Annotated in this window: 14 protein-coding genes; 4 read left to right on the forward strand and 10 right to left on the reverse strand. The window is 32.5% G+C overall.

Annotation, left to right across the window (positions count from 1 at the left end):
- Positions 1 to 3 precede the first annotated feature (3 nt).
- Together IC610_RS11780 and IC610_RS11785 are read right to left on the reverse strand one after the other, a co-directional pair.
- The gene (locus tag IC610_RS11780; RefSeq protein ID WP_191737031.1) at positions 4 to 1,512 is read right to left on the reverse strand and encodes a tetratricopeptide repeat protein; all 1,509 of its coding nucleotides are present in this window, start codon (positions 1,510 to 1,512) and stop codon (positions 4 to 6) included.
- A 770-nt stretch (positions 1,513 to 2,282) separates the two neighbouring features.
- A complete protein-coding gene (locus IC610_RS11785; RefSeq protein WP_191737032.1) occupies positions 2,283 to 3,323 on the reverse strand; it encodes a GMP reductase in 1,041 nt (346 codons plus the stop codon).
- Between the two features lie 70 nt (positions 3,324 to 3,393).
- On the opposite strand from IC610_RS11785, the gene IC610_RS11790 reads away from it, so the two are divergent.
- The 4 genes from IC610_RS11790 to IC610_RS11805 are packed head-to-tail and all read left to right on the forward strand — an operon-like array spanning position 3,394 to position 6,018.
- Entirely contained in the window at positions 3,394 to 4,158 is a 765-nt protein-coding gene (locus IC610_RS11790; protein ID WP_191737033.1) for a prolipoprotein diacylglyceryl transferase, read from the forward strand.
- On the forward strand, positions 4,155 to 4,388 hold the full coding sequence (locus IC610_RS11795) for a hypothetical protein (RefSeq protein WP_194698920.1): 234 nt from the start codon (positions 4,155 to 4,157) through the stop codon (positions 4,386 to 4,388). The genes IC610_RS11790 and IC610_RS11795 overlap by 4 nt, the downstream gene beginning before the upstream one ends.
- Before the next feature lie 9 nt (positions 4,389 to 4,397).
- A complete protein-coding gene (locus tag IC610_RS11800) occupies positions 4,398 to 4,604 on the forward strand; it encodes a hypothetical protein (RefSeq protein WP_191737034.1) in 207 nt (68 codons plus the stop codon).
- A gap of 10 nt (positions 4,605 to 4,614) precedes the next feature.
- Positions 4,615 to 6,018, forward strand: coding sequence for a radical SAM protein (locus IC610_RS11805; RefSeq protein ID WP_191737035.1), 1,404 nt, complete (start codon positions 4,615 to 4,617; stop codon positions 6,016 to 6,018).
- A gap of 307 nt (positions 6,019 to 6,325) precedes the next feature.
- Here the strand turns inward: IC610_RS11805 and surE are convergent, their stop codons facing one another.
- The 8 genes from surE to IC610_RS11845 all read right to left on the reverse strand — a co-directional run bounded on the left by surE (position 6,326) and on the right by IC610_RS11845 (position 13,753).
- The gene (gene surE, locus IC610_RS11810) at positions 6,326 to 7,096 is read right to left on the reverse strand and encodes a 5'/3'-nucleotidase SurE (RefSeq protein WP_191737036.1); all 771 of its coding nucleotides are present in this window, start codon (positions 7,094 to 7,096) and stop codon (positions 6,326 to 6,328) included.
- Between the two features lie 192 nt (positions 7,097 to 7,288).
- A complete protein-coding gene (locus IC610_RS11815) occupies positions 7,289 to 8,290 on the reverse strand; it encodes a hypothetical protein (RefSeq protein ID WP_191737037.1) in 1,002 nt (333 codons plus the stop codon).
- A complete protein-coding gene (locus IC610_RS11820) occupies positions 8,271 to 9,224 on the reverse strand; it encodes a hypothetical protein (RefSeq protein WP_191737038.1) in 954 nt (317 codons plus the stop codon). The genes IC610_RS11815 and IC610_RS11820 overlap by 20 nt, the downstream gene beginning before the upstream one ends.
- A 161-nt stretch (positions 9,225 to 9,385) precedes the next feature.
- Positions 9,386 to 9,685: a hypothetical protein gene (locus IC610_RS11825; RefSeq protein ID WP_191737039.1), complete on the reverse strand. Its 300-nt coding sequence runs from the start codon at positions 9,683 to 9,685 to the stop codon at positions 9,386 to 9,388.
- A 532-nt stretch (positions 9,686 to 10,217) separates the two neighbouring features.
- A complete protein-coding gene (locus IC610_RS11830; RefSeq protein ID WP_191737040.1) occupies positions 10,218 to 11,060 on the reverse strand; it encodes a hypothetical protein in 843 nt (280 codons plus the stop codon).
- Between the two features lie 64 nt (positions 11,061 to 11,124).
- Positions 11,125 to 12,633 carry a hypothetical protein gene (locus tag IC610_RS11835; RefSeq protein ID WP_191737041.1) on the reverse strand — a complete coding sequence of 503 codons (1,509 nt, stop codon included), beginning with the start codon at positions 12,631 to 12,633 and terminating at the stop codon, positions 11,125 to 11,127.
- Between the two features lie 4 nt (positions 12,634 to 12,637).
- Positions 12,638 to 12,847 carry a hypothetical protein gene (locus tag IC610_RS11840; RefSeq protein ID WP_191737042.1) on the reverse strand — a complete coding sequence of 70 codons (210 nt, stop codon included), beginning with the start codon at positions 12,845 to 12,847 and terminating at the stop codon, positions 12,638 to 12,640.
- Positions 12,848 to 12,967: 120 nt separating this feature from the next.
- The gene (locus tag IC610_RS11845; RefSeq protein WP_191737043.1) at positions 12,968 to 13,753 is read right to left on the reverse strand and encodes a hypothetical protein; all 786 of its coding nucleotides are present in this window, start codon (positions 13,751 to 13,753) and stop codon (positions 12,968 to 12,970) included.
- Positions 13,754 to 13,755 lie beyond the last annotated feature (2 nt).

The following is a 13,755-nucleotide window of genomic DNA, read 5'->3' on the forward strand; positions in this document are numbered from 1 at the left end:
TTTCTACTCAGAATCGATAAAGTTCCTCAGCCAGACCGACAGATCTTTATCGGGAGAAATTCCCAGTTTTTTTCTGAAATTGTACCGGTTATTTTCAATTGTTTTTACTGCCTTAAACGTATAATCTGCAATTTCCTTTGTGTTATAACCCAAATAAATATAAGCACCGAAAGTAAGTTCAGAAACCTTAAATTTAGGATTGATTTCCAGCATTTTTATTCTGAAATGTGGATAAACTTCCTGAAATCTTATGAAAAATTCAGGACTGTTCTCTCTGGCCAGTTTCCGTACTTCTTCGTAAGCATCACTCAGCTGCATCTTCAAACTGTCTTTTTCCCTCTCTGTGATTACTTTTTCAGTCTGTAATTTTTTTGTAATTTCTAATACTTTCTCGTTTTTTGATTTTGATTTTTTCAGCAGATAAATAATAAAAAGAGTGATTAGGATTAATACAAAAACTATTATAAAGGTAATTTTCCGATTTTTCTTATCCTCCGCATCGTGCAATGCTTTCTCTTCGTTCATTGCCTCATTCAGGGCAAAATCCCGTTCTTTTTTCTTTTGAGAATCAAGCTTTTTATGTGATGTCAGGTACAAATCCTGATATTTTTTTCCTTCTGTTGCGTTGCCTTGCGCTATATAAAGTTCTGAGATTTTTTTGTACAGTTCACTCTGGATGTCCGGAAAGCTGTTGTTTTCGAAGTTCTGAAGCGCAGAATTGTAATATTCATGTGCTTTTTCGTAGTCATGCTGTTGAGTGAGAAGATTGCCGAGGCCAATCAGGGATTCTATTTTGCATGGATGTTTTTTACCTGCAAAAAAAGCTAAAGATTTAGTGTAATAATATACCGCAGAATCAGTTTTATTTTGGGTAGAATGGTAGTTTCCAAAGCCTAAACATGAGCATCCTTTTTCGACGTATGCATCTTTAAATTTAATCTTTTTCAGGATCGAATTTTCCCTGTTCAGATAAAAATACATGGAATCCTGCAGGTTAATATTATGAAAAAGGTAACTCATATTCGAGTATGCCGAACTCTCTGTAAGTGAATCTATGGTGTTTTTGCCGGATTTTCCTGCTAAGACTCTGAGTGCGTTTCTGTAATTTTTTGAAGACAGTGTGTACAGCTCCAAAAGCAGGTAATTTCCTCCAAGCATGGCCGAAATTCTGGCTGCCAGCGTTTTATCTTTTGCCAGATAATCTTTAAATTCCTGCGCTTTTTTTACCTGATGAATGCTCTCTCTGAACTCGGCGATGTCATAGTAATAAGCGGATAAATAATAGTAACCATAGGCGATACCTTTCTCGTACTTCATACTCTCAGACAGGGAAATAATTTCTTTTGACGTTGCCAGAAAATTTTCGGTTTTACCGTCCAGATACAGTTGATTGGTTGTATTAATCAGCCGATCAATATGATTTTGTTTTTCATTTTTTTGGGAAAATAAAAATCCGCTCCACAGAAATAGAAAAATGTAAAATATGTTATGAAAGGATTTTTTATAATCCATTTTTTAATACTGATTTTTAAATAATTAAATTAGTCAATCGCATAAACAAATTGAGTTCCAACCTTTAGATTTTACTGTCAAATAAAGATCACGTTATTAGTTTGACAGTTGATAAGGACCTTTTTTTGTCCGGATTAATTTTAATTTAGGTATAAATAATTATGCCTTATTCACTGATTGTAGTATAAAATTAGAGATTTTTTTCGGAAAGTCTGAAATAGTTGGAAAGATGCTTGATTTTCTATTTTAAAGAAAACTGATCATAATTAATTATGCCTAAATATTCTAAAATGAAATTTTTTTCTGAAAATAAAAGCTTCACTGTATGAGGTTGTAATTTATTCCTGCAATTGCGGATTTAAAGAATAAATTTTTAAAAACAGAAAATCTCCAGAGTAAATTGAGAATAAGGTTCTGCAGAAAAAAATAGGAGAAAGGTCAGAAGATCTTTTGAGCCTGCACTTTATTTTTACACAGAAATACAGCTTTGATAACTGTGATTTTTGTCTGCAAATTCAAATTTAAAAACATGAAAAATCCGAATACTTTATTCCAAAAGAAAAAGTATCCGGAGCTTGTTGTTCTCCATCATTTGTGTATCATTCAGTTTTCACTGATTTGATAATGCAAATAGATGGATAAATATTAAAAAGGGCAAAAAATCCAGCCCGCAAGTTGCCCTCTACTTTTGTAAATGCTTTATTGATGAGGGTTTGAAGATAGTCTTAAAGTATATATAAACTTTATAATTAATCCTGATTTTTCAGAATTTAATCATTAAAAACCTGATTTTCCTGCTCCTGAACTCTGATAAAAGTCGTCCTTTTTGACAATTCTTTCAACGTGGAGGCACCCACATAAGTGCAGGTTGATCTCACTCCACCCAAAATATCCTTTACGGTTTCAGATACATTTCCTTTGTATTTTATCTTCACAGTCTTGCCTTCCGAGGCACGGTATTCGGCTACACCTCCGGCGTGTTTATCCATTGCTGTTTTAGAACTCATACCATAAAAAAGTTTGAATTTTTTACCGTCTTCTTCAATCATCTCGCCACCACTTTCTTCATGTCCGGCAAGCATTCCTCCGAGCATTACAAAATCTGCTCCGCCACCGAAAGCTTTGGCAACATCACCCGGAACTTTGCAGCCACCGTCTGCGATGATATGACCTTTCAAACCGTGAGCGGCATCAGAACATTCAATTATAGCGGAAAGTTGGGGATAACCAACACCGGTTTTCACTCTCGTAGTACAGACCGATCCCGGCCCGATTCCTACTTTGATGATGTCTGCACCTACCAAAAGCAGTTCTTCCACCATTTCACCGGTCACTACATTACCCGCAATAATGATTTTATCAGGAAAATCCTGTCTTGCCTTCTTTACAAACTGCACAAAGTGTTCTGAATATCCGTTGGCAACATCAATACACAGAAATTCAATCTGCGGATGCTTATCAAGAATTTTTTTAATCTTTTCCTCGTCAGCTTTCCCAGTTCCGGTACTTAATGCAATGTACTGATGAATGCTTGTGTCTTGATTTTCAAGGAATTCCGACCACTCTTCCACGGTGTAATGTTTGTGTACAGCAGTGATAATTTTGTCTTTTGCCAGCTCCACAGCCATTTCAAAAGTGCCCACCGTATCCATATTGGCAGCGATAATTGGGGTTCCTTTCCATTTTTTTTGGGTATGAAGAAAAGTAAATTCTCTTTCCAGATCAACTTCTGAGCGGGATTTTAAGGTTGAACGCTTCGGTCTGAACATAACGTCTTTAAAACCCAGCTTTATATCATTTTCTATTCGCATTTTGGTGAAATTTATTTTTATTTAAATATTAAAATTAATAATTTACCTTAAATATACTACTTTTGGTCAGATGGATTTCCCTGTTACTTTTCACATTTTTGGCAAAACAATTCTGGCACATCCCGTGTTTGAAACGGTAGGGATTTTTCTCGGAATGCGTTTTTATTTTTATTTAAAAAGAAAATCATCCGAAAAACTGTCTTTCAACACTTCTGCAGCGGTTTTGATCGGTGCAACTGCAGGCGCTCTGATTGGCTCAAAACTCATCGGAAATCTTGAAAATCCTCATGTTTTTTTCAGTGATTTCAACTTTCAAAGATTCTGGACCAATAATACCATCGTCGGCGGTTTAGCGTTTGGCTTGATTGGAGTGGAACTGGCAAAAAAGATTGTCGGTCATAAAGAAAGTACAGGAGATTTAATTGTTTATCCTTTGATTTTAGCCATGATCATCGGAAGAATAGGCTGTTTTCTGACAGGCGTTCATGAAGAAACCTATGGCTTACCAACAACCTCAATCTTCGGAATGCATCTCGGTGATGAATATCTGAGACATCCTGTAGCACTTTATGAGATCGCATTTTTACTTTTTATTTGGTTCGAACTGAAAATGATTGCCCGGAAAAACAAATATGTTTCCGGATTTCTCTTCAAAATGTTTATGCTGAGTTATTTTTCATTCAGATTTCTTTTAGATTTTATTAAACCTAAAATTCACATCATTGGAAATCTCGGAACGATTCAACTGGTGTGTCTTTTAATGATTATTTATTATATTTATGTATTAAAAACGGAGAGAAATTTAATTAAACCTAAAAACACAGTTACATTATGAAAATGCTGACACTCCTGGAAGTTGGTGGTTTAGAAGGATTGGTCGCCATGATCATTCTGATGATTCTTGCTGTAGCTTTCGTTGTATCATTGGTCGTTGCCGTTTTTGCAAAACTTATTTACGAAAGTAAAGACGGACGAAAATTTTCTAAAAGTAAATTTTGGACAACCGTACTTATTTCAATGTTGATTTGCGGATTGATAAGCGGAGCTGTTTGTGGTGGAATGTAAAAAATTTAAATGGAAATCATCTTTGGAATTTTGATGCTTCTTTTGATGGGAGGAGCCATCGTTTTTTTCATATCTTTTGTCATTGCAAAAATTACAGAAGGTATTTTTCATTGGAGAAAGCAAGAATTTTCTTCAAAGCAGTTTTGGCAGACTATTGCAATAGCAGCCCTTCTTATTCTGATTATAAGCGGAATGGTCTGTGGCGGACTACTTTAAATAATAAATTATGCCTGTAAGAAATTATACCTATTACGATTATACAATAAGCCTTTGTCCCGAATGTCTGAAAAGGGTTGGAGCGAAGATTATCATTAAAGATGAGGCGGTTTTTATGACCAAAAGATGTCCGGATCACGGCTTTTTCAAAACGATGATTGCCTCGGATGTTGATTATTATAAAAATATCAGAAACTACAATAAAGCATCAGAGATGCCCGTTCACTTCGGAACTGACGTGGAATATGGCTGCCCTTACGACTGCGGATTGTGTGTAGATCATGAGCAGCACAGCTGTCTGTCGATTGTTGAGGTTACTGACCGATGTAATCTGACGTGTCCAACCTGTTACGCAATGTCTTCACCGCATTACGGAAGTCACCGTAGTTTGGAGCAGATCGAAGCCATGTTTGATACGATTGTAAAGAACGAGGGCGAGCCAGATGTCGTGCAGATCAGCGGTGGCGAGCCAACGATACATCCTGAATTTTTTAAAATAATGGATATCGCCAAAACGAAACCTATTAAACATTTGATGCTCAATACCAACGGAATCCGTATCGCAAATGATCCCGGTTTTGCAGAAAAGCTGGCGACTTACGCTCCGGAATTTGAAATTTATCTTCAGTTTGATTCTTTTAAGCCTGAAGTTCTGGAAGATTTCAGAGGAAAAGATCTCACGAACGTCCGAATGAAAGCTTTGGAGAAATTGAATGATTTAAATCTTTCCACGACGCTCGTGATTGTTCTTCAGAAAGGAAAAAATATTGATGAGATTGGGAAGCTGATTGATTTTGCTTTAAAACAGAAATGCGTCCGCGGAATTACCTTTCAGCCCGTTGAGGTCGCCGGAAGAAACCGTGAAGATTCAGCGCACGAAAAAATCACGTTAACTGAAGTCCGTCAGGAAATCTTAAGTCAGTTTCCGCTGCTGAATGGTAACGATATTATTCCTGTTCCGTGTAATCCTGATTCTTTGGCCATGGGATATATTTTAAAGCTCGAGGGTGAAACTATTCCTTTAACGAGATATATTAATCCTGCTGATCTTCTGAATAACGAAACGAAAAACACTATTGTTTACGAACAGGATCAAGGGTTACAGATGCAGCTTTTGGATATTTTCAGTACCGGTATTTCTGTGGATAAAGTTCAGCCTAAAGTAAACCAGTTATTATGTTGTCTGCCAGAAGTTTCAGCTCCGAATTTGGATTATGATAATCTTTTCAGAATCATCATTATGAATTTTATGGATGCGCATGATTTTGATGTCCGGGCAATTAAGAAATCCTGTGTTCACATTGTGAATAAAGATTTAAAAATGATTCCGTTTGAGACGATGAATTTATTTTACCGCGATGATAAAATTAAATATCTGGAGGAACTGAGGAAAGAGGATAGGGTTTTATTTTAAATCCCACAGAACAATAACTTAAAGTAAAATGTTCCCGCAGATTTCACAGATTTTTATATTGTGATGAATCAGAAACGACATAGGAAACTGAAGCGTTAAGAAAATTAAAATTTAATCCGTGAAAAAATTCCCACTGTTCGAAGCGCGGTAGAAATTTTGAATCGAAGAAACAATATTCAATCGCGCAAGTTTTGGGAATTTTAGGATTAAATTTTAATTTTTAGCATTCAGATTCCAAGTCTTGAATTTTTGATTCTTTTGTTTGACTACGTCGAATCTGCGATTTCAAGACAAAAGAATAATTCTTTTAATCAAACTTCATCACCTCATTGAGCGTATTCATATATTCATAAGCCGTCATATCAAATTTAACGGGAACAATCGAGATATATCCGTTAGCCAAAGCGGTTTCGTCAGCATCTTCAGACTCATCCATATTGTTGAAATAACCTGTTAACCAGTAATATTTTTTACCGTGCGGATTGATTCTTTCGTCAAAACTTTCTTCCCATTTTGCATTGGCCTGCTTACAGATTTTCACGCCTTTAATTTCTTCTTTGGTAAGTTTCGGAATGTTGACATTCAGCACAACACCTTTAGGCATTGGGTTTTCTAAAGTTTTTCTTACAATATTCTGAATGTATTCCTTTGCCTGCGTAAAATCTGCTTCCCAACTGAAATCTAAAAGTGAAAAACCAATCGAAGGAAGTCCTTCCACACCGCCTTCCACCGCTGCAGACATGGTTCCTGAATAAATTACATTAATCGAAGAATTCGCACCGTGATTAATTCCTGAAACCACGATATCCGGTCTTCTCGGAAGAATTTTATCTAAAGCCATCTTCACACAGTCAACAGGAGTACCGCTACACGAATAATCTTTTTGAGGTCCGTCAAGCTGTACTTCTTCAAAACTTAGAGTAGAGTTGATGGTAATGGCGTGACCTTTTCCACTTTGGGGAGAGTTGGGAGCTACCACGATTACTTCTCCGATTTCATTCATAAATTCTACAAGATTTCTGATACCGGGAGCCGTAATTCCATCATCATTGGTTACCAGAATAAGTGGTTTTTCCATATATTATTTTTAATTTGAACAAATTTACTAAAATGGAAATTGATTTTTGAGAGGGTGGGGTGAAGGTTCTGTTAAAATTATTGAGGATACTTTTTATTTATTGAGGATATAATTGTAAGTTGTTAAACATTAAAAAAAATTTTAATCTAATAATTTGATTATCTTTTTTTCTACAAACAAACCAATCCATCATTAATCAATGAACTCACTTTTTTTATAGTTAATTTTTATCATTACATTTAATACAACTGGAAATGTAAATGTAACGATCCAAATAATTGTATTTATGGGTAAAATTTTTAGGATATGATTTAGGTAAAAAAATACAAAACAATATATAATGCAAAAAATAGAAAAGAGTCTTTTTACTTGACTTTCAGAATACCGACCGTAATGATCTCTGATGTTTTCATGAAACAAAATATTGTCTTGATCTTCTTTCGATGGTATGAGCAGAAATAATAAAAAAAAGTTTTGAACTAAGTAAATACTACTCATCCCAAAAAGAAAATATTGAATAACAATCTTAAATGAATCAGAAAAACCATTCTGATCATCAAAACTAATATAATCCATCAAACCTATAAAATCATCTACACCTATTACAAATACTATAATTGTACTCCAAATACTTAAAATTAAACGGTTTAATTTAGAAAGTTTTACCAAAAACAATCCATTAATGACAGAAAATAAGGATAATAATAAAGTAACTATTGTTATTATTGATGAGTACCAGGTTTCAAAATTTAGCAATTGCTTACTTAATAACCAATATATAATAGAAACCGAAAGCAGTAAGGTTACCCCTTCGGTGAGTCTAGGGATTATTATTTTTTTATGGGAAGCAACTAAAATTATTAAATAGACAAAACATAAAACATACGGTAATCGCTTAATTCTTTCTTCAAAATGATAAGCATCATTTCCCTGATCAGGAAAGAAAACTATTAAACTTATAAAATAGGCATATAATAAAACGTAAAAGATTGATTTACTTTTATTTGAAATTCTAAAACTTTCAAATAAAATTCCACAAAAAAGAATAGCCAAATAAGTAGGTATAATTTCTATCTTTTGAGTATATGCAGTAATAGAGATCATGATTGTAGCAATTAAACATATAATTCCTACGATTTTGATTCCGGTATTTAAAAGCTGCTTCAAAATTGTTTTATTTTCTAATAATTTCAAATTGGGATGAGCCTTTAGGCTTATGTACTAAGATTCCCCATCCGCTAACTCTTCCTTTTTCACTTTTACTTAATAATGCTGACCAATTTTTATATTGTCCGGATGCTATTATTAATGTTGCTAATCTTCCGTTGGCAAACAGCTCCAATGTATAATTTTCTAATGGAAGCATATCTCCTTTTGCTCTTAATATATTTTTTTTTCTTTCTTGTGAGTTATAATACTCTAAATCTTCTCCATAAGTAGCAACAATTAATTCCTGATCTTTTTTTAATCCCAATTGTAGATATTCGTCAACCTTTCCCTCATTTAATAAAAGTCTTTGTTCCTCAAAGAATGCTACAACTTCTTTTTTCAACTCGTCTTGATTTACCTTTGATAAATCTTCACTTTCACTCCATCCTTTTAACTTATAGGGTAAGTCTTTTATTTCTAAATCCCATTCCTGTTCCCAAAAAGGGACTTTTTTTGGTGGCGTTATAATATTCAAAGCACTACTTCCATAATCTATTTCATTGGTATATCCTAAAGGAGCTTCAGGGTCCTTATTAAGCGAGACAAAGTAAATGTGCCATCTCGAATCTTTATTAAATATAATATCTTTAGGATCCAACAAACCATCCTGACTGTCAGACAATGGCAGATATCTAATTTTTAGTTTATGTGTTCCATTGTTTAAAAGATAAGTGTTTAAATCTGTACTACGATTCATATTATTTTCATAAAAACGATCTATCAATATATCATCGAGATAAAGTTCATATGGTGTTTTGGCATTCACATGCACGGCATAAGTTATGTGTTTATTTTTCTCAATTTGGGTTTTATTTTGAATGATTAATTTATTATCGTTAGATTTATTTGAGCAACTATAACTAGCTATCGTTAACAAAAATAATACTGTGCAGGTTAATATATTTATTGTATTATTCATCATCTAAATATTTTATTCTGGATCATGCCAAATCTTTTATTACTATTTGGGAAGGAAAATTTTGTGTATATTGATTAAAGCACGGCAGATCATTAACTAATAACTCAACTTGACAATTACTAGCTTGTAATTCAGCTATATAAAAAGGATTTTTATACATTTTATTGATTTAATATTTTGTCACTTATTTGATTTGATTCAATGAGAATATCATCATATGGATAAGAATAAAAATTTAAACGAATTCTATTTTGTTCTTTTTTATCTTTAAATTCAATTGTTTCCAAATTTATATACATGTTACTTGATTTAAATAAGTAGTTTTTATGATACATGAAAGTATTCTTGTCTGAGATATCCTCTTCTAATATTTCTTTATCAGTTAAATCAATCTTTTTAAATGATTCACTTAGATTTTTTATAATATCAGATGTTTTATTTTCATCGGCTTCGGCTTCCAACTCGAGAAAAATAAATTTATTTGTTTTTATATTAATCCAAAATTGCATGTAATCAAAAATAATATTTACATCCCCAATATTGAGTGAAATATTTTCTGGATTATTAATATTGTATAAGGTTGCCTTATCATTAATATTACCTGTTACATATTTTACATTTGAAAATAAAATATCTTTATTTTCATTAAAATGACAGTCTATCCAAATAAAATTTCTGATCTTTTTTACCCAGTGCCTTTGGGTTTTCTTTTTCTTGGGATTTACAACTTATTATCAATAAAAAGCTTAGTATTAATAAAAGTATCTTTTTCATTTCTATTATTTTTTATCTTCTTTTAGATAAATGTTTTCTAAAAGGGGTTAGGATTACAATAACGATTAATTTTGCAAATTCGAAAAATGTTTTTTTATTTACTGAAAACCATTTATTTATAGATAAATTCATAAAAACATATAAGATTGCATATAGCTGAAAAAGCAAGAAATTATTTCTTGCTAATATTTAAAGAGGTTCACATTTTTACTTATGAAACTACCAAGCTTTTAATTCTGTACTACCTTCGGGCATATATAAAAATAAAGGATCTCCGCCTTCCATAATCTTACCAGTAGAATTTTCTCCATTCATAAATAGCGATGGATTATGATTCTTTTGCCAAAGTGCTACAATTTTATTATTGGCATAAAACTGTACAATATAATTTTCTATAGGTAAAAATTTTCTGTTTTTTAAATTTGATTCAACAACACCAAATCTATTAGACTTCTGACCATTTTTAATATCTTCAGCCGATGTGTAAGTAGTATTGTAGACCAGAACAGAAGAATGTATTGAGAGTTTATTATAAGCGATAATATCAGAATTTTCACAAATTTCTCTGACTTCGTTATATTTTTTTACAACTTTTTCTTCAATACCTTTTATTTTACTCAGATCCATTGCAGTATTAAGTTCTTCACTATAATCGAAAGGAACACGTGCCTTAAAATCTACGTTTTGTTCATAATATGGTAGTTTTTTTGCTTCTAATCCTTGAGGTAGTATAAATTCAGCAATTTTAACATATTCCTTTAATGAGCTGTTTTTAGAAGGAGCGTTAAAAATATTTATCTGCACATGTGCATACTTGGTAAGGTATTGATCCCCATCTTTAGGATAAATTTTCACTTTTAATCTTTGTTTTCCACTTCTTGTTATCATTACATTTAGGGGAATCATTATACTCTCGCCATTATTTTCTACTAACCTATAATCTACGTTGTTTTCCATTTCAACTACCAGTTTACATCCTTGTTTATTCATTTGTAAAGAGTACATAGGGGTAGTAGGATAGTGATGAATTAAGCTAATTATTTCTTCCGTAATTTTTTCCATCTTTTGATCTTTATCTTGTCCCTTGCATGATGAAATCAACATCATCATTAAGAGACAAATTATACTATTTCTTATCATTGTTTGCTTTTATTATATAAAATTTATCTTTTAAAAGATCTGGCTCAGGTTTTATTAATTCATATGGTTTATCTTCAAATCCAACTCCCATCTTCCATACACTGGCTTTTGCTGTTACTATAACAACCATTCCACCAAAACCAATTGATGGTTCAATATAAACACCTTCTGTAGTAGAACCTTGTTTACCAGAAATTATTAATGACGTTTCCCCTTTAGCAGAAGCCTCAAAACCAATATTCATATTATCTACGGTTTCATTTCCAAAGCTCAATTTCGGCACTTCTGCAGATGCTCTAACTCCGAGTTCAGCACCGATGCCTACTGTTGTAGCAATATTCAAAGGCTCTGCTCCCACAATAGCACCAAATAAAAAAGTGTAACTTATATCTATCTGTCCAAACGCATATAAATTAAACCAAATGTCTACACCAACTGCTTTTGTAGCAGTTCTAATTGCCATAATAATGGGCTTTGCTGGAGGAATAAATTCGGCACAAGCAATTAAATCTAATTTTCCCGTACCTTTTATTAATGGTGTTAGAGCAACAGCAAGTTTACCTTGGGCTTCCACAGTTTTTTTTGAAGGTTCAAATCCAAATTTCCAACCCCCGTCAATTGAAATTGTGGGATAATCTAATTGAAATGTAATTGGACTTTTTCCTAAAAACCCTGGAAGTCTATCTGCAATTTCTCCTGCCATTCCATTACGAGCACTTGTAACACCTGTAATATTATCTAAAATTTCTTTGACTTTAATTAAAGCTTTTAATAAAATTTCAATTTTGTCCTCATAAGCAATACCGATTGAACGTTCTACAGAGTCTGTCGTTGCTTTAATTACCAATTCAAAAGATACTTCTTTATTTAGTCTTCTCCTATTTTGACCAACTTCAATAGCTCTTTCCTGATGATGCTCATAGGTGGGACCAGATGGCATATTAGTATGCGAATATACATTGGGTATTGTTGAGCTTAGTTTCAAACTTATTAACCATTCAATATCTGGATAAACATTTATTTTTGCTATTTGGTTTGGGTATCTGCATGTTGAAATTGGAAGGAAATATTTTTGAACAATCCTATCTGTAAACCAAAAATATCTAAAAACCCAAAATAAATTTACCGCATTATTTAGTGTCTTATTAGAACCTTGTAAACTTTCAAACGCCGTCTTATTATACAAATACCTCAGTTTCAAAGTAATTTCTTTATCACTTTCAATTTTGTAATCAATTCTGTCCTGCCACTGTTGTGCCTCAGATGGATTAGATACATTATCGGTTATAATAACATCGGTATCTTTGCTGTTTTCCACAGTAGTTGGAATACCAGCGTCCTTCTGCTGCTGTTGATGTGTAGAGTCTGGTGTTGTGATTTCTCCTCTGAAAAATGCAGAATACACTTTATCTACCTGAAAAACATTTTTATCTTGTGTATGTTTTTGTCCCTCATCCAACAGCAATCCCTGGCAAAATTGGTTTTTGGTCTGCAAATCATCAAAGAGTAATGGTTATCTCTTTTCGATTTTCGCCTGCTATGAAAGCAAATGCGTGTTCCGTTTTATCGATCTCATTGGCTGGTTTTGTTTTATCAAATATAATCAGAGAGCGACTTGCATCTTCTTTATTCTTAATTGTAATTTTTGAATATCCGCAAGGATCAAATTCACGTTGGGTATAGTCAATATCCCAGATATACTGAATCATATTTTTTTTGTCCTGTTCTATGCGGTAAGATAATGATCCATTAATTCTTCAGAAACCATAAATGGCTGGAAATAGAATCTTTTTAATTTATCATTCATTCTTATTTTACTGCAATCGCATTTATCTAAATAACTTTAATTTTCCGTTCTTATCTTTAAAAAAAACTGCACTTTCCGTAAAGTGTAATTGTTCGTCTCCAGACGACAAATCTTCTAAAATTAATCCTGGTGCATTTTTTATTTTTTGTAAGTAAACCAATTTGTTTTCATAACAAAACTTTAATGTATAATCGATTTTGGGCACTAAAGTGAGATTATAATCTTTAAATGAATTGAGTGATTTATTTAAATAGTAATTTTGCTTGCTCGCATCAAGATAATGTGCTTTTACAAAAGCATTAAATCTAATTTCTGTCAAATCATTATAATTATTCACATCCTGCTTATTGATGAAATTAGTAAGAATTTCATATTGATTATACACCTCTGATAACAATTTATCTTTCTCATCATTAATAAAAGAATAATTAATAAAGCTATTATCTAAGTTATATGGGATTGTGGCTTCAAAATTTAACTCATCTTCGAACCACTGTAATTCTCCAAGAGGCTCCTTATTTACATAAGACTTTATTACTTGTTTTTTCAAATAAAAATCATCCGATTCTTTAACAAAAACATTGATTTCAATTTTTGTTTTTTTATTTAATTTTTCATTATTAAAAAGTGGAGTGATTTTGAATCTAAGTTTTTGTTTTCCAGAGTTAAAAATTAAATTATTTATAGGAGTATCAGTAGCGATTTGAGGCTCATCAAAATATGAAAAACATGGGATTTCATTTACAAAAGTTTCTATTGAACATAAATATGCTTTTACTTCAACTTTATACATGGGTTGCTTATACATAT

Origin of the sequence: Chryseobacterium caseinilyticum (genome assembly GCF_014837145.1) — a bacterium.
GTDB lineage: Bacteria > Bacteroidota > Bacteroidia > Flavobacteriales > Weeksellaceae > Chryseobacterium > Chryseobacterium caseinilyticum.

Coding starts and splice junctions, on each gene's coding strand:
- IC610_RS11780 (WP_191737031.1), bottom strand. CDS start 1,512: ATGGATTATAAAAAATCCTTTCATAACATATTTTACATTTTTCTATTT.
- IC610_RS11785 (WP_191737032.1), bottom strand. CDS start 3,323: ATGCGAATAGAAAATGATATAAAGCTGGGTTTTAAAGACGTTATGTTC.
- IC610_RS11790 (WP_191737033.1), top strand. CDS start 3,394: ATGGATTTCCCTGTTACTTTTCACATTTTTGGCAAAACAATTCTGGCA.
- IC610_RS11795 (WP_194698920.1), top strand. CDS start 4,155: ATGAAAATGCTGACACTCCTGGAAGTTGGTGGTTTAGAAGGATTGGTC.
- IC610_RS11800 (WP_191737034.1), top strand. CDS start 4,398: ATGGAAATCATCTTTGGAATTTTGATGCTTCTTTTGATGGGAGGAGCC.
- IC610_RS11805 (WP_191737035.1), top strand. CDS start 4,615: ATGCCTGTAAGAAATTATACCTATTACGATTATACAATAAGCCTTTGT.
- surE (WP_191737036.1), bottom strand. CDS start 7,096: ATGGAAAAACCACTTATTCTGGTAACCAATGATGATGGAATTACGGCT.
- IC610_RS11820 (WP_191737038.1), bottom strand. CDS start 9,224: ATGAATAATACAATAAATATATTAACCTGCACAGTATTATTTTTGTTA.
- IC610_RS11830 (WP_191737040.1), bottom strand. CDS start 11,060: ATGGAAAAAATTACGGAAGAAATAATTAGCTTAATTCATCACTATCCT.
- IC610_RS11840 (WP_191737042.1), bottom strand. CDS start 12,847: ATGATTCAGTATATCTGGGATATTGACTATACCCAACGTGAATTTGAT.
- IC610_RS11845 (WP_191737043.1), bottom strand. CDS start 13,753: ATGTATAAGCAACCCATGTATAAAGTTGAAGTAAAAGCATATTTATGT.